The following is a 22,724-nucleotide window of genomic DNA, read 5'->3' on the forward strand; positions in this document are numbered from 1 at the left end:
GCGTCAGCCTCCCTTGACGGCCTTGACGATCTTCTGCGCGGCGTCGTCGAGATTGTCGGCGGGCACCACGTTGAGGCCGGATTCGCGGATGATCTTCTTGCCGAGCTCGACATTGGTGCCTTCGAGGCGGACCACCAGCGGCACGCTGAGGCCGACCTCGCGAACCGCAGCCGTGACGCCTTCGGCGATCACGTCGCACTTCATGATGCCGCCGAAGATGTTGACCAGGATGCCCTTCACGTTCGGATCGGCGGTGATGATCTTGAACGCGGCCGCGACCTTCTCCTTGCTGGCGCTGCCGCCGACGTCGAGGAAGTTCGCCGGCGCCATGCCGTAGAGCTTGATGATGTCCATCGTCGCCATGGCGAGACCGGCACCGTTGACCATGCAGCCGATATTGCCGTCGAGCGTGACGTAGTTGAGATCGTATTTCGACGCCTCGATTTCCTTGGCGTCTTCCTCGGTCAGATCGCGTAGCGACACCGCGATCTCGGGATGGCGGAACAGGGCGTTGTCGTCGAACGACACCTTGGCATCGAGCACGCGGAGCTCGCCCTGCTTGGTGACGACCAGCGGATTGATCTCCAGCATCGACATGTCCTTGGCGACGAAGGCCGCGTAGAGCTGGGCGGTGAGCTTCTCGGCCTGCTTGGCGAGGTCGCCGGACAGGTTCAGCGCCTTCGCGACGGTGCGGCCGTGATGGCCCATGATGCCGGTCGCAGGATCGACCGAGAAGGTGACGATCTTCTCGGGCGTGTTGTGCGCGACGTCCTCGATGTTGACGCCGCCTTCGGTCGACACCACGAAGGAGACGCGCGAGGTCTCGCGGTCGACCAGGATCGAGAGGTAGAATTCCTTGTCGATGTCGGAGCCGTCCTCGATGTAGAGGCGGTTGACCTGCTTGCCGGCAGGTCCGGTCTGCACGGTCACCAGCGTCGCGCCCAGCATCTGCTTGGCGAATTCGTTGACCTCTTCCACCGACTTGGCGATGCGGACGCCGCCCTTGTCGCCGGCCGAGGCCTCCTTGAACTTGCCCTTGCCGCGGCCGCCGGCGTGGATCTGGCTCTTCACCACCCAGACCGGGCCCGGAAGCTGTCGTGCGGCGGCGTCGGAGTCCGAGGCCTTGAGAACCGCTACGCCGCGCGAAATCGGAACGCCGAATTCATGCAGCAGCGCTTTGGCCTGATATTCATGGATATTCATATGGTCGCTCCCTGAACCCGCGGGCGGTGACCTCATGGGCCCACCTCAGTCTTGTGGCTGGCATACCATATACCACAGGAACTGCAACCCGGATTCTTTCACTTCGAGATCTCTGCCGAACCGGAACCCCACCCCGGTCAGCCGGGTCCGGAAGTGAAACCGCCGAAGACCGGGTTTCGATCTTCGGCGGGTAATGCTTTGCCTTTAGCGGCCGAGAAGATCGGGTGCGATCTTCTTGCAGGCATCGACCAGGCCCTGCACGGCACCGACCGACTTGTCGAAGGCCTCGCGGTCCTTGCCGGCGAGCTCGATCTCGACCACGCGCTCGACGCCCTTGGAGCCGATCACGACGGGCACGCCGACATACATGTCCTTCACGCTGTATTCGCCGTTGAGATAGGCGGCGCAGGGCAGCACGCGCTTCTTGTCCTTCAGATAGCTCTCGGCCATGGCGATCGCCGAGGCCGCCGGGGCGTAGAAGGCCGAGCCGGTCTTGAGCAGGTTGACGATCTCGGCGCCGCCGTTGCGGGTGCGGTCGACGATCTCGTCGAGGCGCGCCTGCGAGGTCCAGCCCATCTTGACGAGGTCGGGCAGCGGGATGCCGGCGACGGTGGAGTACTTCACCAGCGGCACCATGGTGTCGCCGTGGCCGCCGAGCACGAAGGCGGTGACGTCTTCAACGGAGACGTTGAACTCGTCGGCAAGGAAGTAGCGGAAGCGGGCCGAATCCAGCACGCCGGCCATGCCGACCACCTTCTTGTGCGGCAGGCCGGACGCCTTCTGCAGGGCCCAGACCATGGCGTCGAGCGGGTTGGTGATGCAGATGACGAAGGCGTCGGGGGCGTACTTCTTGATGCCGGCGCCGACCTGCTCCATGACCTTGAGGTTGATGGAGAGGAGGTCGTCGCGGCTCATGCCGGGCTTGCGCGGCACGCCGGCGGTGACGATGCAGACCTTGGCGTTGTCCAGCGCCTCGTAGGAATTCGCGCCGGTGTAGTGGGCGTCGAAGCCGTCGACCGGCGAGGACTGCGCGATGTCGAGCGCCTTGCCCTGCGGCACGCCCTCGGCGATGTCGAACATCACGACGTCGCCCAGTTCTTTCAGGCCGATGAGGTGAGCCAGCGTTCCGCCGATCTGACCGGAGCCAATCAAAGCAATCTTGTCGCGCGCCATGTGAACCTGTCCTTTAGACACGTAAGGAGGGGAAAACTGAGACGGGTGGTTATCCCTTTCGCCTCCCCCGTTCAAGTCGCCCAATGCCCAATTGTCGGGCTTGGCGCGGCCTCGGGCACACAGCCCTGTCATTCCGGGGCGCGACGAACGTCGCGAGCCCGGAATCCATCGGGCGACAGAGTTGGAGGCACGATGGATTCCGGGCTCGCGCTGGCACGCGCCCCCAGAATGACTGCAGAGATAGGACTTAAGTCTCCACCAGGCCCTTGGTTGAGCCGCTGGCGGTGGAATCCTTGCGGCCGTGAGCCAGCGCCAGGTAGGATTCCGAGCTCATTTCGATCAGGCGCGAGGCGGTCCGCTTGAATTCCATGGCCTCAACGCCATCGGTCGCGAGGTAGAGCGAGATCGGATTGGCGTCGGCCGAGGCCATCAGCTTCACGGCGTTGTCATAGAGCGTATCGATCAGGGTGATGAAACGCTTGGCCGCGTTGCGCTGGGAGAGGTCCATCACTGGAATATGGTCGACCAGGATGGTGTGATAGTCGTGCGCCAGCCTGAGGTAGTCGGATGCACCGAGCGGCTGCTCGCAGAGGTCGGCGAACGAGAAACGCGCCACGCCATGGGCCGAGCACGGCACGTGCAGGATGCGGCCCTTGATCGAAATGTCGCGCGAGCGGCATTTGGCGCCGCCCGTCATCCGCTTCCAGGCGCGATCGAGCGCGGCGTCCGCGTCGCCATCGGCCGGTGTCAGCCACATCGGCACGCCCTGCAGCTTCTCCAGGCGGAAGTCGGTGCGCGCATCGAGCCGCGCGACGTCCATGTGGTCGGTGATCTGCTTGATGAAGGGCAGGAACAGCGAACGGTTCAGCCCGCCCTTGTAGAGATCGTCGGGCGCGACGTTGGAGGTCGCGACGACGACGGTGCCGAACTCGAACAGTTTCGCGAACAGCCGTCCCAGGATCATCGCATCCGCGATGTCAGTGACGTGGAATTCGTCGAAGCAGAGCAGCCAGCTCTCCTCGAAGATCGCCGTGGCGGTCAACGCGATGACGTCGCTGTCTGCGATCTCGCCGCGCGCGATGCTCTGGCGATAATCGTAGATGCGCTCGTGCACGTCGGCCATGAACTCGTGGAAATGCGCGCGGCGCTTGTGCTCGACCGACGAGTGCTGGAAGAACAGATCCATCAGCATGGTCTTGCCGCGGCCGACCTCGCCATGGATGTAGAGCCCGCGCGGCACCTCGTCCTTGTCGCCGGAGCTGAACAGGCGGCTCAGCAGGCCCTGCTTGCGGGCGGGCTTGTAAGTGGCCAGCCGCTGGTCCAGCGCCGCATAGGCTGCGGCGACCTCGGCCTGCGCGGCATCGGGCTCGATCGCGCCGGAGGCGATCTGGGCCTGGTAGGCCTCGCTGAAGGGGGAACCGGGGGTCGAGAGCATGGCCCTTTACCGCCAGAGACGGGCGGAAATTGCAAGCCGTGAAATGAGGTCAGAGGTATGCGGTTTCGTGTCCCGGACGCGCTGCAGCGTGCAACGCTGCTGCGCAGAGCCGGGACCCACCATTTCGTTCATCGCGGAACGCTGGGCCCCGGCTCGTCGGCCGGGGCACGAGAGCGGTGCTACTCACACAGCTCGTAGGCGTCCTCGACCACATACGGGCCGCCGCCCGTCGATGCGCGCGAGGAGAACAGCACGAAGCGTTCGGCCATGAACGCCTTGCTCGGGAAATAGCCGCGCAGCGAGAGATAGTCGGCGACGTCGCGATCGGAGGCGTCGTGCAGCCGCGCGAGCGTGACGTGCGGGATGAACTTGCGTCCCTCCGGGTCGAGGCCGATCCGCTGCATCATGCGCTCGAGCTCGGCCTGCAATTCCATCAGCGGCTTGCTCGGCGCGATGGTGGCGACCACTGCGCGCGGCTTGCGGCCGCCGAAGCTGGTGAGCCCCTGCACCTTCACCTCGAACGGCTTGCGGTCGACGCGAAACAGCATCGAGGCGATCTCGTTGGCGGAAGCGCCGTCGATATCGCCGATGAAGCGCAGGGTGACGTGATAATTTTCGGGATCGATCCAGCGGGCGCCGGGGAGGCCGCCCCTCAAGTTGGAAAGCGACTGGCCGATCTCGGCCGGAATTTCCAGACCCGTGAACAAACGCGGCATCGTTTCGCACTCCCGATGCTTGGCTACGATCCTTAGAGCAGGATCATATCCAAATTAGAGCCGGCGACGAATCACCGGTACCCTGATTCCTATCGCAGTTGTGTGACCCTGCGAAGCGCACCGCGCCTCACCCCGGTAAAACCCTGGGAATTAGGGTTGGCGTTGCCTGGTTTTCAACGCCGTTGCTCAGCGATCGTGCCAATGAATGCCTCCACCATGGGCATGATCCTGCCGACGATGATGTCGACGCCTTCAGCGGTCGGATGAATGCCGTCGGCCTGGTTGAGCTTGGCCTCGGCCGCGACGCCCTCGAGGAAGAACGGATAGAGCGGCACGTCGAATGTCTTGGCCAGATCCGGATAAATCGAATTGAAGCGCGCGGCATATTCGGCGCCGTAATTCGGCGGCGCCAGCATGCCGCAGAGCATGACTGCAATCTTTCGCGCCTTGAGCCGCTGGACGATGTCGGTCAGCGCGGCGCGTGCCACGTCGGGATCGATGCCGCGCAGCGCGTCGTTGGCGCCGAGCTCGACGATGACGCCGTCAGTTCCATCGGGCACCGACCAGTCGAGCCGGTCGCGGCCGCCCGAGGTGGTGTCGCCGGACACCCCGGCATTGGTCATGTCGACCTCTATGCCTTTGGCTTGCAAGGCTTTTTGAAGCTTTTGGGGGAACGCCTGCTGGGCCGGAAGGCCAAGGCCCGCGCTCAGGGAATCGCCGAGGACGACGAGCTTGACCGGTTTTGTCGCGCCAGCCCAAGCCGAGTTCGCCATCGTCATGACGGCGAGCATCAACACGGCTATGTGCATGAACAATCCGTAACGCCTCTCGACCCCGCGTGCGGACTTGCCATATGACCGGACCATGGACACTCGCATCGATCCCTCTTCGCTCGCCGCTACCGCGGACACCATCGCCATCTCCAACGTCAACCTCTCATTGGGCACGGGCGCGGCACGCGTTCACATCCTCAAGGATATCAGCCTGCGGGTCGGCCGGAGCGAGACGATCGGCCTGATCGGCCCGTCAGGCTCGGGCAAATCCACGCTGCTGATGGTGATGGCGGGGCTGGAGCGTCCTGATAGCGGAGAGGTGGTGGTGAATGGCACGCCTTTCAATGCCCTCGACGAGGACGCGCTGGCGCGCTTCCGCGGCCGCCAGGTCGGCATCGTCTTCCAGTCCTTCCACCTGATCCCGACCATGACGGCGCTGGAGAACGTCGCGGTGCCGCTCGAGCTCGCCGGCAACCCCGATGCCGCCAAGCGCGCGGCAGAGGAGCTGCAATCGGTCGGGCTCGGCGACCGCCTGCATCATTATCCGACGCAGCTGTCCGGCGGCGAGCAGCAGCGCGTCGCCCTCGCACGGGCGCTGGCACCCGATCCCGCGATCCTCGTCGCCGACGAGCCGACCGGCAATCTCGACGAAGCGACCGGAAAGCAGATCGTCGATCTGTTGTTCAGCAAGCACGCCGAGCGCGGCATGACATTGGTGCTGGTGACGCACGATTCCTCGCTCGCGCATCGCTGCGATCGCGTCATCCGCCTGCGCTCCGGGCGCATCGACACCCAGTCCGCACCGGCATGAGCGCCGTGGCCGAATCGTTCGCGAAGCCGAACGCCGTCGCGCTGTCGCTGCGCTATGCCTTGCGTGAATTGCGCGGCGGCCTGCGCGGCTTCTACGTCTTCATCGCCTGCATCGCGCTCGGCGTGATGGCGATCGCCGGCGTCGGCTCGGTGTCCGCGAGCCTGAGCGACGGTCTCGCGCGCGAAGGCCGCACGCTGCTCGGCGGCGACGTCTCCTTCGTGCTGTTCCAGCGCGAGGCCAAGCCGGAAGAGGTCGCGTTCCTGCGCTCGCGCGGCACGCTGTCGGCCGCCGCGACCTTGCGCGGCATGGCACGTTCGGCTGACGGCAAGCTGGCGCTGGTCGAGATGAAGGCGGTCGACAACACCTATCCGATGCTGGGACAGCTGACGCTGGCACCAAAGCTGCCGATGACCGATCTGCTCGCGGAACGTGACGGCGCGTTCGGCGCCGCCGCCGATCCGACGCTGCTGGCGCGGCTCTCTCTCAAGACCGGCGACCGCGTCACCATCGGGTCGGCGACGTTCCAGATCCGCTCCACCGTCGAGGCCGAGCCCGACAAGCTCGCCGGCGGCATCGGCTTCGGGCCGCGCTTTCTGATCAGCGAGGCGGCCTTGCGCGCCACCGGCCTGATCCAGCCGGGTAGCCTGGTGCGCTGGGTCTACCGGGTCAAGCTGCCGGAGGCCGCGAACAACGAGCGCGCCACCGAAACCTTCATCGCGGATGCGCGCAGCGCCGCGCCGCAGGCCGGCTGGGAGATCCGCAGCCGCTCCAACGCCTCGCCGCAGCTCGAACGCAACATCAGCCGCTTCACGCAGTTCCTGACCCTGGTCGGCCTTGCCGCGCTGCTGGTCGGCGGCGTCGGCGTCGCCAATGCCGTCAAGAGTCACATCGACCGCAAGCTCGAGGTGATCGCCGCCTTCAAGGCCGTCGGCGCCACCGGCCGGGACGTGTTCGGCATCTACCTGGCGCAGGTGGTCCTGCTGGCCGCGATCGGGTCCGTGATCGGCCTGGCGCTCGGCGCCGCGATGCCCTTTGCCATCGTCGGCCTGTTCGGCAAGCTGTTGCCGCTGCCGGTGGTGCCGGCCGTGCATGCCGACGAGCTCGCGCTGTCCTTCCTCTACGGCCTCCTCACCGCGCTCGCCTTCGGCCTGTGGCCGCTCGCGCGCGCGCACGACGTGCCGGTGGCGGCCCTGTTCCGCGACACCGTCAGCTCCGAATGGCACCGGCCACGCGCGAGCTATCTCGTGTTCATGGCCGTCGTGATCGCACTTCTCATCGCGGTCGTGATCGGCCTGTCGTTCGACCGGCGCATCGCCGCGGTGTTCGTGGCGTCCTCAGTGGTCGTGTTCGCCTTGCTGCGCGGCATCGCCGCTCTGCTGATGACGATCGCACGACGGCTGCCGCGCACGCGGCTGCCGATGCTGCGGCTTGCGATCGCCAACATTCACCGGCCGGGCGCGCTGACGCCATCCGTCGTGCTGTCGCTGGGCCTAGGGCTCGCCGTGCTCGTCACCATCACCCAGATCGACGGCAATCTGCGCCGGCAGTTCCTGGCGGCGCTTCCCGACCAGGCGCCATCGTTCTTCTTCATCGACATTCCGAGCGCGCAGGCCGAGCAGTTCGACGCGTATTTGCGCCAGATCGCCCCCGGCGCCAGGATCGAGGACGTGCCGATGCTGCGCGGGCGCATCGTCGCCGCGCGCGGGGTGCGCGCCGAGGAGCTCAAGCCGACCACGGATTCCGAATGGGTGCTGCAGAGCGACCGCGGCCTGACCTACACCGCCGAGCTGCCGAAGGGCTCCAAGGTGGTCGAGGGCGAATGGTGGCGCGCCGATTATTCCGGCCCGCCGCTGGTCTCGATGGAGAAGAAGATCGCCGACGGGCTCGGCCTCAAGCTCGGCGACGAGGTGGTGGTCAACGTGCTCGGCCGCGACATCCCGGCGAGGATCAGCAATTTGCGCACGATCGACTGGCAGGGGCTCGGCATCAATTTCGTCCTGGTGTTCTCGCCCAACGCCTTCAAGGGCGCGCCGCACACCCACATCGCGACGCTGACGGAAGGGGGCGGAAAGGCGGGCGACGGCAAGATCATCAAGGAGGTCGCTGACGCCTATCCGATGGTGACGAGCGTGCGCGTGCGCGAGGTGATGGAGACGGTCGGCTCCGTGGTGACCAATCTGGCCCTGGCGATCCGCGGCGCCAGCGCCGTGACGCTGATCTCGGCGATCCTGGTGCTGGGCGGGGCGCTCGCCGCCGGCCACCGCCACCGGGTCTATGACGCGGTGATCCTGAAGACCCTGGGCGCGACGCGGCTGCGGCTGCTCGGCGCCTATGCCCTCGAATACCTGCTGATCGGCCTTGCCACCGCAGTGTTCGGGGTGATCGCGGGCAGCTTAGCTGCCTGGCTGATCGTGACGCGGCTGATGACGCTGAGCTTCGTCTGGCAGGCCGGCAGCGCCGCCGGCGTGGTCGCCGCCGCGCTGGTCGTCACCGTCGGGCTGGGGCTTGCCGGCACGCTGCTGGCATTGAACAAAAAGCCCGCCACGGTGTTGCGAAATTTGTGACAAAATGTAGCGGCCGATCGGGCCGGCCGGAATCGGCCCGGTTTCCGCGATTAACCACGTCGCACGTCAGCTTCGCGTCAGGATTGACGCCGAGGGCGACATTCAGCCGCGCGTGGAAGGTTGCGGCGAATGTGTTAGTTTCCCACATATCGGATGGGTTCGGAGTCCCGATTGTGAGCCAAAGTTAAGTCGGCTGGCAGCGGTCTCCGAGATAGAATTTGACGAACCGGGCGGCATGGCGACCCTCTTGCCGGACCGGACCAACCAACGGGAATTCGACCATGTCGGACCTAGACCGTAACTACGCTTCTCCTTTCGGCAGGGCCGCCGGGCGTGTTGACGCCGCGACGGTCGATGCCGGCCTGCGCGCCTATATGCTGCGCATCTACAACTACATGACCATTGGCCTGGCGATCACCGGCCTTGCCGCGCTCGGCGTCTACATGGCCGCCGTGACCGACGTTCCGACGGCGGACGCCGTCCGCGTCGGCAAGGTGTTCCTGACGCCGTTCGGCTACGCCATGTTCGTCAGCCCCCTGAAGTGGCTGTTCATCCTGGCGCCGCTCGCGATGGTGTTCGCGATCTCGGCGGGCATCAACCGTCTGGCCCCCTCGACCGCCCAGATCCTGTTCTGGGTGTTCGCGGCGCTGATGGGCATCTCGCTGTCGTCGATCTTCCTGGTGTTCACGCACACCTCGATCGTGCGGGTGTTCTTCATCACCGCGGCGACCTTCGGTGCGCTGAGCCTCTACGGCTACACCACCAAGCGTGACCTGACCGGGATGGGCTCGTTCCTGTTCATGGGCCTGATCGGCATCGTTCTTGCCAGCCTGGTGAACCTGTTCCTGGCCTCTTCGATGCTGCAGTTCATCGTGTCGGTGGTCGGCGTGCTGGTGTTCTCGGGCCTCACCGCCTGGGACACCCAGCGGCTGAAGAACGACTACATCTACGGCTATGCCTCGGCCGGCGGTGACATCGCAGAGCGTTCGGCCATCACCGGTGCATTGTCGCTGTACCTGAACTTCATCAACCTGTTCACGCTGCTGCTGCAGCTCCTCGGCCAGCGCGAGTAAGCTCTGAGACGAGAGAACGGACACGAACCCCGGCCGAGAGGCCGGGGTTTTTGTTTGGGACGCGGTGACGGCCGCAAACCGTCATTGCGAGCGCAGCGAAGCAATCCAGAGTCCCTCCGCGGATGCATTTCTGGATTGCTTCGTCGCAAGGGCTCCTCGCTAGGACGGAGGATGTGGGATGCGCCGAGTCCCCCTTCCAGCGGCCTCGCGAAGCCTCTAATCTTCCCCGCCATGTCTGCACCCGATATCAGGCCCACCACCGAGGCCGACCTCCCCGCCATCACCGCCATCTACCAGCAGGCCGTCCGCGAGGGCACGGCGACGTTCGAGCTGGAGCCGCCCGACCTCACCGAGATGACGCGCCGCTATCGCGCGCTGATCGACGGCGGCTACCCCTATTTCATCGCCATGCTGGACGGGCGCGTGGCCGGCTATGCCTATGCCGGCGCCTACCGGCCGCGGCCGGCCTATCGCTTCACGGTGGAGAACTCGATCTATCTCGATCCCTCCTTCCACCGCCGCGGCGTCGGCTCGAAGCTGCTGGAACGGCTGATCGCCGAATGCGAGGCGCGCGGCTTTCGCCAGATGATCGCTGTCATCGGCGATTCCGCCAATGCCGGATCGATCGGCGTGCACACAAGGTGCGGCTTCAAGATGATCGGCACGCATCCCAGTGTCGGGCTGAAATTCGGCCGCTGGCTGGACACGGTGATGATGCAGCGCGACCTCGGCGAGGGCGCGAGAACGGTGCCGGGGAAATAGTCAGTCTCGTAGGGTGGGCGAAGGCGCAACGCGCCGTGCCCACGATCTGTTTCCGATCTCTGGTGGTGGGCACGCTTCGCTTTGCCCACCCTACGGCACCGCTCGTGTCGCTACACCACCGCCAATTTCCGATCGATCACCAGCAGCACCCGCTCGAGCTCGTGGCCGCGGCGCAGGATCAGGCCGGTCGCCGAGATCACGCTGTACATGCCCTGCTTGCGCGCGAGGCGCGGGTCCTTCTCGATGCGATAGATCGGCACTTCCGAGGCGCGGCGATAGACCGAGAACACGGCGCGGTCCTTCAGGAAGTCGATGGCATAGTCGCGCCACTCGCCGTCGGCGACCATCCGGCCGTAGAGATTGAGAATCCGGTGCAGCTCGAGCCGGTCGAACGTCACCCGGTTCGGCTGCGCATGCGCCGCGGCGGGACGCGCCGCCGCGCGCTGCTCGCTCGGGTCGGCATCCTCCGACGTCAGACTCATGGGAAGCGCCTCCTCATCGCACGGCTATGACCCGCGTCCGCAAAGACCGTCCCCGGAACCGCGTTCATGACAATTGCATGATTGCGCCAACCGTTCCGCATCGCAAGGGGGCTCGACCCATCGAATCGAAAGCGCATCGAGGCACACGCAGGGGTGGAACTCCGTCGCGGCAAACCGTCACGGGATCGTTAGCAGGAATCATAGTATCGCCGCTTTTCCGCCAACCGCCTGCCGCCCTGCGCTGCGAAAAGACTGACGTGCGTTGACCCGGTCCTTTCGGTTCCGGATTCCTCAGCCCCCAGCCCCCCGGGGTCGAACAGGATCGGGTCTGTACGCACGACAAGGAGGGCCAACGCAAGTTGGTCCTTTTTTGTTTGTGCCACGATGTTTCCGGCGCGCTGTCATTCCGGGGCGCGCGAAGCGCGAGCCCGGAATCCATCCATCCATTTTACAAGCTAAGCCATGGATTCTCAGGTGCGCAATTGCGCACCATAGTTCGCGCCAAGAGGCGCGCCCCGGAATGACGAGCATCAATCGCTGATACGTTCTGCTTGCTTCAGTGCAGCGACGTGTACGCCGCACCCAGCATCGGGCCCGGTTTCTCCCGGCTGCCGTCCTGGACATAGACCACCGCGCCGTCGACGCCGTCGCGCGTGAGGTTCTCGATCGGCACCGTCCAGCTCTCCGGACGGCCGGTCCAGTCGCCGACCTTGAGCAGGCTGCGCACCACGTTGTGATAGGTGACCTGCTGTCCCTTGTTCTCGCCGCGGGTGATCGCGATCGGCACCGACTTCGCGATCGAGCAGATCCAGACCTCGCCGCGCGAGACCGTGGGCTCCTTGCTTGCGGCCACCGACACGTTGATCTGCTTGCCCGAGAGCGACATCGTCACCGGCACGCTCATCACGCCGGCACCCTTGTCGGCCGCGCCAATAGCGCGCTCGATGCCGGCACGGTCGCTGCCGACGACGTGTTTGGAGCCGTTGACCACGACCTGCGGCGTGTAGACCTCGCGGTCGCCACGCATGCGCGAATAGGCACGCTGCCGTGCAGAGAAGCGCGAATCCGCCAGCGTGTCCTTCCAGCCGAGATAGTCCCAATAATCGATCGGCATGCTCAGCGCGATGACGGAGGGATCCTTGGAGAGATCGCCGATGATCTGGTCGGCGGGCGGGCAGGAGGAGCAGCCCTGCGAGGTGAACAATTCGACAACGGCGCGGGGTTCAGCCTCGGCAGGACGAATGACGGCGATGATCGCACATATGCCGAGAGCTCCCGACCAGAGGGCACCGGACCAACGTGGAATCAGAGGGGAAGCCGTCATTGTCGTCATGTCGAACGCCGCACACCGTTGCTATCGAGGGGAATCTTATCGCCGGATGGTCACCGTAGTCTTACGGGGCGCGGTACATTCATCCATCCGGGCCACCGTCCAAAGGGAGGTTTTCCGCCGGGCGGGCCCATCTGAAGCGTACCGCAAACGCGCGAAGGCGGCCTTTGATAGGCCGCCTTCGTTAAGGCTTCTACTCACTTCGCAGTGAGCCATCATTCACAAATCCGCGTTTACGCCGCGAGCTTGCGCAGCACGTAGTGCAGGATGCCGCCGTTGCGGTAGTAGTCGAGCTCGTCCAGCGTATCGATGCGGCAGAGCAGCGAAACGCGCTGCAGCGAACCGTCGCCGGAGACGATCTCCGCGGTCAGCTTCTGGCGCGGCTTGAGGTCGCCGACGAGGCCGCGGATGGTCACCTTCTCGTCGCCCTTCAGCCCCAGCGACTGCCAGGAGGTGCCTTCCTCGAAGGTCAGCGGCAGCACGCCCATGCCGACCAGGTTGGAGCGGTGGATGCGCTCGAAGCTCTGGCAGATCACGGCGCGCACGCCGAGCAGGCGCGTGCCCTTGGCGGCCCAATCGCGCGAGGAGCCGTTGCCGTACTCGGCACCGGCGAACACCACCAGCGGCACCTTCTCTTCCTGGTACTTCATCGCGGCGTCGTAGATCGACATCTGCTCGCCGTCGGGCCAGTGCTTGGTCAGGCCGCCCTCGGGGATGTTTCCGTCCGCGCCCTTCAGCATGAAGTTCTTGATGCGAATGTTGGCGAAGGTGCCGCGCATCATCACTTCATGGTTGCCGCGGCGCGTGCCGTACTGATTGAAGTCTGCGGGGCGCACCTGGTGCTCGCTGAGATATTTGCCGGCGGGCGAGGTGAGCTTGATCGAGCCGGCCGGCGAGATGTGGTCGGTGGTGATCTTGTCGCCGAACATGGCGAGGATGCGCGCCTCGACGATGTCGGTGACCGGCTCCGGCTCCTTCTTCATGCCTTCGAAATAGGGCGGGTTCTGCACATAGGTCGAAGACATGTTCCAGCGATAGGTCTCGCTCTCGACCGTCTTGATCTTGCGCCAGTTGGTGTCGCCCTTGAACACGTCGGCATATTTCTTCTTGAAGATCGACGCGGTCACGAACTTCTTCATGAAGGCGTTGATCTCCTTGGTCGTCGGCCAGATGTCCTTCAGATACACCGGCTTGCCGTCCTTGCCCTCGCCGAGCGGCTCGGTGGCGAGGTTCTTGGTGACGCTGCCCGCGAGCGCGTAGGCGACCACCAGCGGCGGCGAGGCCAGATAGTTCGCCTGCACGTCCGGCGAGACGCGGCCCTCGAAGTTGCGGTTGCCGGAGAGCACGGCGGCCGCGACGACGCCGTTGTCGTTGATCGACTTCGAGATCTCCTCGGGCAGCGGACCGGAATTGCCGATGCAGGTGGTGCAGCCGAAGCCGACCAGGTTGAATCCGACCTTGTCGAGATCGGGCTGCAGACCGGAATTGGCGAGATATTCGGCGACCACCTGGCTGCCCGGGGCGAGCGAGGTCTTCACCCACGGCTTGGCCTTGAGGCCCTTCGCAGCCGCATTGCGCGCGAGCAGGCCGGCGCCGATGAGGACGCTCGGGTTCGAGGTGTTGGTGCAGGAGGTGATCGCGGCGATCACGACGTCGCCGTGGCCGATGTCGAAGTTCTTGCCTTCGACGGGGAAGCGCTTGGCCGGCTCCTCGGCCTTCTTGTACTCGCTGGCGAGCGCGAGCGAGAAGCCGTCCGCGACGGTGGGCAGCGCGATGCGCCCCTCGGGGCGCTTCGGTCCGGCCATCGACGGCACGACGTCGCCGAGGTCCAGCGTCAGCGTTTCCGTGAACACGGGGTCGGGCGACTTGGCGGTGCGGAACAGGCCCTGGGCCTTGGCATAGGCCTGCACCAGCGCAACGCGGGCCGAGGCACGGCCGGAGGTCTTGAGATAATCGAGCGCGGCGGCATCGACCGGGAAGAAGCCGCAGGTCGCGCCGTATTCGGGCGCCATGTTGGCGATCGTCGCCTTGTCGGCGACCGAGAGGTGGTCGAGGCCGGGGCCGAAGAACTCGACGAACTTGCCGACCACCCCGAGCTTGCGCAGCATCTGCGTCACGGTGAGCACGAGGTCGGTCGCGGTGACGCCTTCCTTCAGCGCGCCCTTCAGCTTGAAGCCGACGACGTTGGGCAGCAGCATCGACAGCGGCTGGCCGAGCATGCAGGCTTCCGCCTCGATGCCGCCGACGCCCCAGCCGAGCACGGCAAGGCCGTTCACCATGGTGGTGTGCGAATCGGTGCCGACCAGCGAATCGGGATAGGCCACCTCGAAGGTGCCGGTCTTCTTGCCGACCGTCATCTTCTCCTTCTTGGTCCAGACGGTTTGGGCCAGATATTCGAGATTGACCTGGTGGCAGATGCCGGTGCCGGGCGGCACGACGGAGAAGTTCGAGAAGGCCTTCTGGCCCCACTTCAGGAACTCGTAGCGCTCCTGGTTCTGCTTGTATTCCTCGGTGACGTTCTTGCCGAAGGCCTTGTTGTCGCCGAAGAAGTTCACGATCACGGAGTGGTCGATGACGAGGTCGACCGGCACCAAGGGGTTGATCTTCTCAGGCTCGCCGCCGAGCTTCTGCATCGCGTTGCGCATCGCGGCGAGGTCGACCACCGCGGGCACGCCGGTGAAGTCCTGCATCAGCACCCGCGCCGGGCGGAAGGCGATCTCATGCTCCAGCGACTTCTTGCGCAGCCATTTCGACACCGCGACGATGTCTTCCTTCTTGACCGAGCGGCCGTCCTCGTTGCGCAGCAAATTCTCGAGCAGGACCTTCATCGAATAGGGAAGTTTCGAAATTCCCTTCAGACCATTCTTCTCGGCGGTGGGCAGGCTGTAATAGACATAGGTCTTGGCGCCGACCTTGAGAGTCTTTTTGCATTTGAAGCTGTCGAGCGAGGTCATGTAGGAGATCCCAATTGTTAGTTATACCCGGCAGGGTATTTTAACACCGTTAGCGTATCAGGCTGGGCCGCTTGCAGGGGGCAGGTTGAGTTGCTGCATCAAGTAGTTCCGGGCTTATAGAAGCTTTCTAACCGCGCCGCCACAGCCACTATCGTGCCGCAGCAATTCGCGAGCCAAAAATTCCCATGCGCTACCCCAAGATTTCCTGAGGCCCGGCTGTGAGCGGACTGAACCAAGGCGAGATGCGGCTGTCAGGTCACGGGCTGAGATGCGTGCGGGGCGGGCGCGAGGTGTTCGCCGGGCTCGATTTCGCGGCCGACTCGGGCGAGGCGGTGGCGGTGATGGGGCGCAATGGATCGGGCAAGACCTCGCTGCTGCGGCTGATCGCGGGCCTGCTCGTGCCGGCCGACGGGACGATCACGCTGGAGGGGGGCCATAGTGAGCTGACCCTGGCCGAGCAGTGCCACTATCTCGGCCATCGCGATGCCCTGAAGCCGGCGCTGAGCGTGGCCGAAAACCTGACGTTTTGGGCTGATTTTCTCGGCGGGGAGCGTTTCGACGCGGCCGAGAGCCTCGCCGAGGTCGGCCTCGACCACGCCACCCATCTGCCCGCCGGATTCCTGTCCGCGGGACAGCGCCGCCGGCTCTCGCTGGCGCGGCTGCTGACCGTCCGCCGCCCGGTCTGGCTCCTGGACGAGCCGACCAATGCGCTTGACGTCGCCGGTCAGGACATGTTCGCCGGCCTGATGCGCGCGCATCTGGCCGCCGGCGGCATGATCGTCGCGGCGACGCATGCCCCGCTCGGGATCGAATCGCGGGAGCTGCGGATCGGGGGTGCGGCGTGATTCCGCTGCACCCTCAGCTTTCCAAGCGGCCGCGCGCGGCTCTCATATACAGTGCGCAGCCAGTGCCGCGGGCTCCCTCGCTCCCGCTTGCGGGAGAGGCCGGCATAGACGGCCCTCGGCCGCCGTCCCTTAAAAGCGCCGATGCTTTGCATCGGCTATGGCGCCGGGTGAGGGTTCTCTCGTCTGGGGGACTCTTCGTCGTCGAGAGATCCTCTCCCCCGCCCTCCCCCGCAAGCGGGGGAGGGAGCGCACCGCCTTCGAGGCACAAGGGGAGCCCCCCATGACCGCCCTTGCCGCCCTCATCCGCCGGGACATCAGGATTGCGCTTCGCGTCGGCGGCGGAGCGCTGATCGGGGTCTTGTTCTTCCTGACCGTGGTGGTGCTGATGCCGTTCGCGGTCGGGCCGGATCTGGCGCTGCTATCGCGGCTGGGACCTGCGATCCTTTGGCTCGGCGCGCTGCTGGCGAGCCTTTTGACCCTCGACCGGCTGTTCATGGCCGACCATGAGGACGGCTCGCTCGACCTGATCACGATGAGCCGGACGCCGCTCGAACTCGCCTGCGCCGCCAAGGCGCTGGCGCATTGGCTCGCCGCCGGCCTGCCGCTGATTGTCGCAACCCCCGTGCTCGGCCTGTTGCTCAACCTCGACATGGTCGCCACGGCCGCGGTGGCGCTGACGCTGCTGGCAGGCACGCCGGCGCTAACCTTCACCGGCATGATCGGCGCGGCACTGGCGGTGACGCTGCATCGCGGCGGCCTGTTGATGGCGGTGCTGGTGCTGCCGCTGTCGATTCCCGTGCTGATTTTCGGGGTTGCGGCCTCGCAGGCGGTGATCGTCGGCCCCCTGACCTTCGGCGCCCCGTTCTCGATCCTGTGCGCGCTGTCGCTGGTCAGCCTCGTGATCGGCCCGTTCGCGGCGGCAGCGAGCCTGCGGCATGGTCTCGATTGAAATGGACCGGGCCGGCCTTGACCCCGATCAACTTTCGCCACGGACTTTCGTGCTGATTGCCTGAGCGGCCCCCGGTGATTATCAGGATACCATGACGCTGATCGACCTCGCCAACCCCACGCGGTTCCTCGCGCTGACAACGCGGGTGTTGCCGTGGCTGACGGCCGCGACAATCATCCTGCTCACGATCGGTCTCTATCAAGCTGCGCTCGCGCCCGACGACTATCAGCAGGGCGCCACCGTCAAGATCATGTTCATCCACGTTCCCAATGCCTGGCTCGCGATGTTCGTGTGGGGCGTGATGAGCATCGCATCGTTGGGCACGCTGGTGTGGCGCCATCCGCTCGCCGACGTCGCCGCCAAGGCCGCAGCGCCGATCGGCGCCGCCTTCACCTTCCTCGCGCTGCTCACGGGCTCACTCTGGGGCCGGCCGATGTGGGGCACCTATTGGGAATGGGACGCGCGGCTGACCTCGGTGCTGATCCTGTTCCTGATGTATCTCGGCCTGATGGCGCTGTGGCGCGCCGTCGACGATCCCTCGCGTGCGGCGCGCGCCGCCGCGGTGCTGACCCTGGTCGGCGCCATCAACCTGCCGATCATCAAGTTCTCGGTCGATTGGTGGAACACGCTGCACCAGCCCGCCTCGGTGATGCGCATGGGCGGCTCGGCGCTGGACAAGTCGTTCCTGATTCCGCTGCTGGTGATGGCGGTCGCCTTCACGCTGCTGTTCGTCACGCTGCACCTCGCCGCGATGCGCAACGAAATCTTGCGCCGCCGTGTCCGCTCGCTGCAGATGATGCAGGCCAGTCGCATGGCGTTTTCGAGCGAAGTGGAAACCGCGTCAAAAGAAGCTGGGGCTGCATGACGATGTCGCTCGGTCCTTATGCCTCTTTCATCGTGGCGTCTTACGCAGCTGCCGCCCTCGTGGTTGCGATCCTGATCGGCTGGGTCATGCTCGATTACCGCAGCCAGACGCAGCGCCTGCGCGAGCTGGAGCAGCGCGGCATCACCCGCCGGTCGGTCCGCAGCGCGACGAAGCCGCGATGAGCGACCAACCTGCCACCGCTCCGCCGCAGCGCCGCACCTTCCTGGTGATGCTGCCGCTGATCGTCTTCATCGGCCTTGCGCTTCTGTTCTGGTTCCGGCTTGGCAGCGGCGATCCCTCGCGGATTCCCTCCGCGCTGATCGGCCGGCCCGCACCGCAGACCGTGCTGCCGCCGCTCCAGGGGTTGCAGGACAACGGCGCGCAGGTGCCGGGACTCGATCCCGCCGCCTTCAAGGGCCAAATCAGCCTCGTCAACGTCTGGGCGTCCTGGTGCGTGCCCTGCCATGACGAAGCGCCGCTTTTGACCGAACTGGCAAAAGACAAGCGCTTCCAGCTGGTCGGCATCAACTACAAGGACGCGGCCGACAATGCGCGCCGCTTCCTCGGCCGCTACGGCAACCCGTTCGGCCACGTCGGCGTGGACGCCAACGGCCGCGCCTCGATCGAATGGGGCGTCTATGGCGTGCCGGAGACCTTCGTCGTCGGGCGCGAGGGCACCATCGTCTACAAGCTGGTCGGGCCGATCACGCCGCAAAATCTCAAGGCCGTGCTGATGCCGGAGCTGGAGAAGGCGCTGAAGGCAGGAAGCTGATCTGCTGCGCACGAGCCGCGCCACGGAGCGAAGTCACGAAGCGCCGTCGCCGCGATTGGTCGTGTCGGCGTGGCCAGCGAGCAAGCCCGCGACGGCATCCCAGCCCTTCCCGAACATTTGGCCGACCTTGTGGCCGAAGGAATCGTCCGGGCGCAGCCGCGGCGATTCCAGAATGTGCGTCAAGTGGCGGTGATCGCCGGGGATCGTGCTGACCTCCGCCGCGACGGCGGCGTGGACTTCCGTCATCAGGTCATCCAGGCGCTGCGCCCAGCCCGACCCCTTGAGCTCGATCTGAGCTCTCAGCGCCTGCTCGATCCGGTAGATCTCGCCGACGATCTCCTTGGCTCGCACCGGACGGTTGTTCCTGAGCGCAAAGAGCAAGAGGTGATGGTTCTCCTCGATCTGATCGAGCACCATCGGCACCGCGATCGCGAAGGGGCCCGCCGCGACCCGCGCCGCAGCCCGGTCGTCGACGGGAGCGATCGCGACGGACAGCAGCTCCCAGGGGGTCTCCAGATGCTTTGCCAGGATCGTGAGCGCGAACGGCACGGCATCGGGACGCTTGGCCCTCAGCGTGCTCAACTGGCCGAGGACCTTGTCGAGGCTCGCGCCCTCGAGCCGGGCGATCTTCGGTGCGAGCGCACGGCCGAAATCGTCGAGCTCCCGCTGCATGTCGAGGTAGCGCAGCATCTTCTTCAGGTCGTCGAACGTCGCATGCGCGCTGGTATAGGCCATCAGCCCATCGTGGATGCGGGCTGCGCCCTCGGCGGACCCGAGCTGGCCGTTGAGCGAGGTCAGGACCTTCTTCTGGAAGGCTTGGGCCATCTGCCGCGCCTCGGCCTGCTTGTCGGCAGAGATGGCCTTGGTCGCATTGGCGATGTAGTCGGCCGCCATGCTGCGCAGCAATTGCTCCGTCACGAGGCTCCAGATCGGTGCGAGTGATCCGCGGGCGATCTGCCCGCTATTGGCGCGCTCCGGTGCGCTGTCCACCAGCACCGGCTCGAGCGGCTCGAAGAAGTAGCGTGACGGGTTTCCGACGCGATAGTGATTTTGGCCGGTGTTGCGAAACTCGGCACGCAGCGCCGCAATCAACGGCTCGGAATGCGGAATGTCCTCGCCGAGGAGATGCAGCCGCTCCAGCTCGGCAAGCAGGCGGCGCCGAACCTGCGGCGCGAGTTGCCGGAGATACTGAATCAGGTGTTCAGCGGTCTGGTCCTGTCTTGCGCTCACCACCGGGCCCTCCGGCGTGCCATCCTCTCTTCACGGGGAAAGGCTATCGCCCTCGACCTTTCAGCAAGGTAAAGCGCTGAATAATCTCGGCTTGCGGTTACGGAGCAATGAAGTAGCCGGTCCGGCTTCGGCGCGCGATCCGACCGGCAGCGGCGCGGAGTGCACGTTAGCGTGAATAGGCGATGCGGCAGGTGCCGCCCCGGCGACTAGAGCCCCGTTCCGATGGAATCGGAACGGGGCTCTAGATTCCTGTCTTGACGCGTTTTCTTGACGCGAACCGGCGTCCACTTCGCTCGAAAACGCTCTATCCCTTGCTCACATCCCCCGCCTCGGCCTCGCTTCTCTCCAGCGAGGCCGGCGCGAGATGATAGCGCTTGGTCAGCGGCATCTGGGCGATGGCGAAGATCATCGTGATCGGGGTGACGCCGAACACCTTGAAGTTCACCCAGAAGTCCGTGCTCTGCGTGCGCCAGACGATCTCGTTCAGCACCGCCATGCCGGCGAAGAACAGCGCCCAGCGCAAGGTGAGGATACGCCAGCCCTGCGGCGTCAGGTTGAACACCTGGTCGAACATGACGGCGATGAAGGAGCGGCCGAACAACAGGCCGCCGCCGAGGATTGCGGCGAACAGGCCGTAGATGATGGTCGGCTTGAGCTTGATGAAGGTCTCGTCGTGCAGCACCAGGGTCAGCGTGCCGAACACCAGCACGATCACGCCCGTGACGATCGCCATGATCGGGATGTGACGCGTCACAATGTAGGAGGCGGCCATCGCGACCGCGATCGCGACCATGAAGGCACCGGTCGCGGCGAACAGATTGAACTTTGCGTTGACGAAGAAGAACACGAGCAGCGGACCGAGCTCGGTCGCGAGCTTGAACAGCGGATGCGGCTGGGTCTTGTCCATTCTCTCTTCCGTCTCTCCCATCCTTCGAGACGACCGCTTCGCGGTCTCCTCAGGATGAGGACCTTAGGTGTGGCACGACCTCATCCTGAGGAGCCGCGCAAGCGGCGTCTCGAAGGATGACGCTATTCGATTCCGGCGATGGCGCGGGCGAAGTCGCGCGCGGTGAAGGGCGCGAGATCGTCGACGCCTTCGCCGACGCCGATGAAGTGCACCGGCAGCTTGAACTTCTCCGCGAGCGCCACCAGGATGCCGCCGCGCGCGGTGCCGTCGAGCTTGGTCATCACGAGGCCGGTGACCCCTGCGGTGCGATGGAAGGCCTCGACCTGCGACAGCGCATTCTGACCGACGGTCGCATCCAGCACCAGCAGCACGGCATGCGGCGCAGTGTCATCCACCTTGCGGATCACGCGCACGACCTTCTCGAGCTCGTTCATCAGCTCGGCCTTGTTCTGCAAGCGGCCGGCCGTGTCGATCAGCAGCACGTCGATGGCCTGCTCCTTCGCCGCGGTGAGCGCGTTGAAGGCAAGGCTCGCCGAATCCGAGCCCTGCGCGCCCGCGATGACGGGCGTCTTCGTCCGCTCGCCCCAGACCTTGAGCTGCTCGATGGCGGCGGCGCGAAACGTGTCTCCGGCGGCCAGCATCACCTTGCGGCCTTCGGAGGCGAATTTCTGCGACAGCTTGCCGATCGTGGTGGTCTTGCCGGAGCCGTTGACGCCGACGACGAGGATCACGAACGGCTTCCTGGCCGCATCGATCACGAGCGGTTTTGCCACCGGCGACAGCACCTTCTCGACCTCCGTCGCAACGACGTCCTTGACCTCGTCCGCCGAGATCGCCTTGTCGTAGCGCCCGGCGCCGACGGCATCGGCAATGCGCACCGCGACTGACGTGCCGAGGTCGGCGCGCAGCAGCACGTCCTCGATGTCGTCGAGCATGGCGCGGTCGAGCTTGCGCTTGGTGACGAGGTCGGCGACCGCGGTCCCGAGCGAGGACGAGGTGCGCTTCAGCCCGTTGGACAGGCGGCGCCACCAGCTCAGCTTGGGGGTCTCGGAGGTGGTATCATTCATGGTGGCGTGTTAGCCGTTCCGGCCCGTAAACGAAAGCCTTGACCGAAAGTCCTGCGATTGCTCGATGTTCCCCAATTGACCGCCGATGAAATCCTGGGCCGCGTGCTCCACCGCGACGGACTGATGCTGGTGATCGACAAGCCCGCCGGCCTGCCGGTGCATCGCGGCCCCAAGGGTGGCCCCAATCTGGAGGATTGCTTCGACGCGCTGCGTTTCGGCCTGCCGCGGCCGCCGGTGCTGGCCCACCGGCTGGACAAGGACACCTCGGGCTGCCTCGTGCTCGGCCGCCACCGCAAGGCGACGGCATCGCTGGGCCTTTTGTTCAAGCACGGAAAGATCGGCAAGACCTACTGGACCGTTGTCGAAGGCGGGCCTGCCGAGGAAGAAGGCACCATCGACATGCCGCTCGGCCGGCTCAACGCAGAGCGCGGCTGGTGGCAGAAGCCGGATCCGGAAGGGCAGAAGGCGATTACGAACTGGAAGGTGATGGGCCGGGGCGACGATTTCACCTGGCTTGCCATGGAACCGGTGACCGGGCGGACCCATCAATTGCGGGTGCATGCGGCCGCGAGCGGCTGGCCGATCTTCGGCGACAACATTTACGGCAACGGCCCACGCTTCGGCGAGCCGCGCCTGCACCTGCATTCGCGCGAGATCGTGGTGCCGATCTCCCGGAACAAGGAGCCGGTCCGCGTGGTGGCGCCGGCCCCGCCGCACATGCATGAGAAGCTCCGGGCCTGCGGGTGGAATGGGGAGTAGGCGCTGTTCACCTCTCCCGCTTGCGGGAGAGGTCGCGCCCACCGGGTCGCGCCG

Annotated in this window: 21 protein-coding genes; 10 read left to right on the plus strand and 11 right to left on the minus strand. The window is 65.6% G+C overall.

Features of this window, described 5'->3' with window-relative positions; translation table 11 throughout:
- Window positions 1–3: 3 nt before the first annotated feature.
- The 5 genes from sucC to AC24YW_RS22065 form a co-directional block, all read right to left on the minus strand.
- Window positions 4–1,203, minus strand: coding sequence for an ADP-forming succinate--CoA ligase subunit beta (gene sucC, locus AC24YW_RS22045; RefSeq protein ID WP_036008785.1), 1,200 nt, complete (start codon window positions 1,201–1,203; stop codon window positions 4–6).
- 204 nt (window positions 1,204–1,407) lie between these two features.
- Window positions 1,408–2,376, minus strand: coding sequence for a malate dehydrogenase (gene mdh / locus AC24YW_RS22050; RefSeq protein WP_027572983.1), 969 nt, complete (start codon window positions 2,374–2,376; stop codon window positions 1,408–1,410).
- A gap of 247 nt (window positions 2,377–2,623) precedes the next feature.
- Window positions 2,624–3,811, minus strand: coding sequence for a cell division protein ZapE (gene zapE, locus AC24YW_RS22055; RefSeq protein ID WP_487484683.1), 1,188 nt, complete (start codon window positions 3,809–3,811; stop codon window positions 2,624–2,626).
- 179 nt (window positions 3,812–3,990) lie between these two features.
- Entirely contained in the window at window positions 3,991–4,527 is a 537-nt protein-coding gene (thpR, locus tag AC24YW_RS22060; protein WP_027572985.1) for an RNA 2',3'-cyclic phosphodiesterase, read from the minus strand.
- 173 nt (window positions 4,528–4,700) lie between these two features.
- The gene (locus AC24YW_RS22065) at window positions 4,701–5,336 is read right to left on the minus strand and encodes an arylesterase (protein ID WP_487484684.1); all 636 of its coding nucleotides are present in this window, start codon (window positions 5,334–5,336) and stop codon (window positions 4,701–4,703) included.
- Window positions 5,337–5,391: 55 nt separating this feature from the next.
- On the opposite strand from AC24YW_RS22065, the gene AC24YW_RS22070 reads away from it, so the two are divergent.
- The 4 genes from AC24YW_RS22070 to AC24YW_RS22085 all read left to right on the plus strand — a co-directional run bounded on the left by AC24YW_RS22070 (window position 5,392) and on the right by AC24YW_RS22085 (window position 10,510).
- Window positions 5,392–6,111, plus strand: coding sequence for an ABC transporter ATP-binding protein (locus AC24YW_RS22070; RefSeq protein ID WP_057026565.1), 720 nt, complete (start codon window positions 5,392–5,394; stop codon window positions 6,109–6,111).
- Window positions 6,108–8,675 carry an ABC transporter permease gene (locus AC24YW_RS22075; protein WP_487484685.1) on the plus strand — a complete coding sequence of 856 codons (2,568 nt, stop codon included), beginning with the start codon at window positions 6,108–6,110 and terminating at the stop codon, window positions 8,673–8,675. The genes AC24YW_RS22070 and AC24YW_RS22075 overlap by 4 nt, the downstream gene beginning before the upstream one ends.
- Before the next feature lie 281 nt (window positions 8,676–8,956).
- Window positions 8,957–9,748: a Bax inhibitor-1/YccA family protein gene (locus AC24YW_RS22080; protein WP_275519134.1), complete on the plus strand. Its 792-nt coding sequence runs from the start codon at window positions 8,957–8,959 to the stop codon at window positions 9,746–9,748.
- A 231-nt stretch (window positions 9,749–9,979) separates the two neighbouring features.
- Window positions 9,980–10,510, plus strand: a complete 531-nt coding sequence (locus tag AC24YW_RS22085) for an N-acetyltransferase family protein (protein WP_487484686.1) — start codon at window positions 9,980–9,982, stop codon at window positions 10,508–10,510.
- A 110-nt stretch (window positions 10,511–10,620) separates the two neighbouring features.
- Here AC24YW_RS22085 and AC24YW_RS22090 read toward each other — a convergent pair whose 3' ends face one another.
- The 3 genes from AC24YW_RS22090 to acnA all read right to left on the minus strand — a co-directional run bounded on the left by AC24YW_RS22090 (window position 10,621) and on the right by acnA (window position 15,276).
- A complete protein-coding gene (locus AC24YW_RS22090; protein WP_487484687.1) occupies window positions 10,621–10,992 on the minus strand; it encodes a DUF2794 domain-containing protein in 372 nt (123 codons plus the stop codon).
- Between the two features lie 556 nt (window positions 10,993–11,548).
- On the minus strand, window positions 11,549–12,325 hold the full coding sequence (locus tag AC24YW_RS22095) for a DUF1223 domain-containing protein (protein ID WP_487484688.1): 777 nt from the start codon (window positions 12,323–12,325) through the stop codon (window positions 11,549–11,551).
- A gap of 230 nt (window positions 12,326–12,555) precedes the next feature.
- Window positions 12,556–15,276 (minus strand): aconitate hydratase AcnA, encoded by a 2,721-nt coding sequence (acnA, locus tag AC24YW_RS22100; RefSeq protein WP_036008823.1) that lies wholly within the window; start codon window positions 15,274–15,276, stop codon window positions 12,556–12,558.
- A gap of 242 nt (window positions 15,277–15,518) precedes the next feature.
- Between acnA and ccmA the strand changes: the two genes are divergently transcribed.
- The 5 genes from ccmA to AC24YW_RS22125 all read left to right on the plus strand — a co-directional run bounded on the left by ccmA (window position 15,519) and on the right by AC24YW_RS22125 (window position 18,707).
- Window positions 15,519–16,121: a heme ABC exporter ATP-binding protein CcmA gene (ccmA, locus tag AC24YW_RS22105; protein ID WP_487484968.1), complete on the plus strand. Its 603-nt coding sequence runs from the start codon at window positions 15,519–15,521 to the stop codon at window positions 16,119–16,121.
- Window positions 16,122–16,401: 280 nt separating this feature from the next.
- Window positions 16,402–17,070: a heme exporter protein CcmB gene (ccmB, locus tag AC24YW_RS22110; RefSeq protein ID WP_487484689.1), complete on the plus strand. Its 669-nt coding sequence runs from the start codon at window positions 16,402–16,404 to the stop codon at window positions 17,068–17,070.
- Window positions 17,071–17,161: 91 nt separating this feature from the next.
- Window positions 17,162–17,935, plus strand: coding sequence for a heme ABC transporter permease (locus tag AC24YW_RS22115; protein ID WP_487484690.1), 774 nt, complete (start codon window positions 17,162–17,164; stop codon window positions 17,933–17,935).
- Window positions 17,932–18,117 (plus strand): heme exporter protein CcmD, encoded by a 186-nt coding sequence (ccmD, locus tag AC24YW_RS22120; protein ID WP_487484691.1) that lies wholly within the window; start codon window positions 17,932–17,934, stop codon window positions 18,115–18,117. Before AC24YW_RS22115 ends, ccmD begins: the two co-directional genes overlap by 4 nt.
- The gene (locus tag AC24YW_RS22125; RefSeq protein ID WP_487484692.1) at window positions 18,114–18,707 is read left to right on the plus strand and encodes a DsbE family thiol:disulfide interchange protein; all 594 of its coding nucleotides are present in this window, start codon (window positions 18,114–18,116) and stop codon (window positions 18,705–18,707) included. Before ccmD ends, AC24YW_RS22125 begins: the two co-directional genes overlap by 4 nt.
- Window positions 18,708–18,740: 33 nt before the next feature.
- Here the strand turns inward: AC24YW_RS22125 and AC24YW_RS22130 are convergent, their stop codons facing one another.
- From AC24YW_RS22130 to ftsY, 3 genes are all read right to left on the minus strand, one after another.
- Window positions 18,741–19,937, minus strand: a complete 1,197-nt coding sequence (locus AC24YW_RS22130) for a hypothetical protein (RefSeq protein ID WP_487484693.1) — start codon at window positions 19,935–19,937, stop codon at window positions 18,741–18,743.
- 304 nt (window positions 19,938–20,241) lie between these two features.
- Window positions 20,242–20,844, minus strand: a complete 603-nt coding sequence (locus AC24YW_RS22135) for a septation protein A (RefSeq protein WP_487484694.1) — start codon at window positions 20,842–20,844, stop codon at window positions 20,242–20,244.
- 122 nt (window positions 20,845–20,966) lie between these two features.
- Window positions 20,967–21,911, minus strand: a complete 945-nt coding sequence (ftsY, locus tag AC24YW_RS22140; RefSeq protein WP_487484695.1) for a signal recognition particle-docking protein FtsY — start codon at window positions 21,909–21,911, stop codon at window positions 20,967–20,969.
- Between the two features lie 57 nt (window positions 21,912–21,968).
- On the opposite strand from ftsY, the gene AC24YW_RS22145 reads away from it, so the two are divergent.
- Entirely contained in the window at window positions 21,969–22,670 is a 702-nt protein-coding gene (locus AC24YW_RS22145; RefSeq protein ID WP_487484696.1) for an RluA family pseudouridine synthase, read from the plus strand.
- Window positions 22,671–22,724 lie beyond the last annotated feature (54 nt).

It is taken from the genome of Bradyrhizobium sp. USDA3516 (assembly GCF_057651995.1).

What these genes read in the sequence shown, in the direction of transcription:
- sucC (WP_036008785.1), bottom strand. Translation starts at nt 1,203, where the DNA reads ATGAATATCCATGAATATCAGGCCAAAGCGCTGCTGCATGAATTCGGC.
- mdh (WP_027572983.1), bottom strand. Translation starts at nt 2,376, where the DNA reads ATGGCGCGCGACAAGATTGCTTTGATTGGCTCCGGTCAGATCGGCGGA.
- zapE (WP_487484683.1), bottom strand. Translation starts at nt 3,811, where the DNA reads ATGCTCTCGACCCCCGGTTCCCCCTTCAGCGAGGCCTACCAGGCCCAG.
- thpR (WP_027572985.1), bottom strand. Translation starts at nt 4,527, where the DNA reads ATGCCGCGTTTGTTCACGGGTCTGGAAATTCCGGCCGAGATCGGCCAG.
- AC24YW_RS22065 (WP_487484684.1), bottom strand. Translation starts at nt 5,336, where the DNA reads ATGCACATAGCCGTGTTGATGCTCGCCGTCATGACGATGGCGAACTCG.
- AC24YW_RS22070 (WP_057026565.1), top strand. Translation starts at nt 5,392, where the DNA reads ATGGACACTCGCATCGATCCCTCTTCGCTCGCCGCTACCGCGGACACC.
- AC24YW_RS22075 (WP_487484685.1), top strand. Translation starts at nt 6,108, where the DNA reads ATGAGCGCCGTGGCCGAATCGTTCGCGAAGCCGAACGCCGTCGCGCTG.
- AC24YW_RS22080 (WP_275519134.1), top strand. Translation starts at nt 8,957, where the DNA reads ATGTCGGACCTAGACCGTAACTACGCTTCTCCTTTCGGCAGGGCCGCC.
- AC24YW_RS22085 (WP_487484686.1), top strand. Translation starts at nt 9,980, where the DNA reads ATGTCTGCACCCGATATCAGGCCCACCACCGAGGCCGACCTCCCCGCC.
- AC24YW_RS22090 (WP_487484687.1), bottom strand. Translation starts at nt 10,992, where the DNA reads ATGAGTCTGACGTCGGAGGATGCCGACCCGAGCGAGCAGCGCGCGGCG.
- AC24YW_RS22095 (WP_487484688.1), bottom strand. Translation starts at nt 12,325, where the DNA reads ATGACGACAATGACGGCTTCCCCTCTGATTCCACGTTGGTCCGGTGCC.
- acnA (WP_036008823.1), bottom strand. Translation starts at nt 15,276, where the DNA reads ATGACCTCGCTCGACAGCTTCAAATGCAAAAAGACTCTCAAGGTCGGC.
- ccmA (WP_487484968.1), top strand. Translation starts at nt 15,519, where the DNA reads ATGCGGCTGTCAGGTCACGGGCTGAGATGCGTGCGGGGCGGGCGCGAG.
- ccmB (WP_487484689.1), top strand. Translation starts at nt 16,402, where the DNA reads ATGACCGCCCTTGCCGCCCTCATCCGCCGGGACATCAGGATTGCGCTT.
- AC24YW_RS22115 (WP_487484690.1), top strand. Translation starts at nt 17,162, where the DNA reads ATGACGCTGATCGACCTCGCCAACCCCACGCGGTTCCTCGCGCTGACA.
- ccmD (WP_487484691.1), top strand. Translation starts at nt 17,932, where the DNA reads ATGACGATGTCGCTCGGTCCTTATGCCTCTTTCATCGTGGCGTCTTAC.
- AC24YW_RS22125 (WP_487484692.1), top strand. Translation starts at nt 18,114, where the DNA reads ATGAGCGACCAACCTGCCACCGCTCCGCCGCAGCGCCGCACCTTCCTG.
- AC24YW_RS22135 (WP_487484694.1), bottom strand. Translation starts at nt 20,844, where the DNA reads ATGGACAAGACCCAGCCGCATCCGCTGTTCAAGCTCGCGACCGAGCTC.
- ftsY (WP_487484695.1), bottom strand. Translation starts at nt 21,911, where the DNA reads ATGAATGATACCACCTCCGAGACCCCCAAGCTGAGCTGGTGGCGCCGC.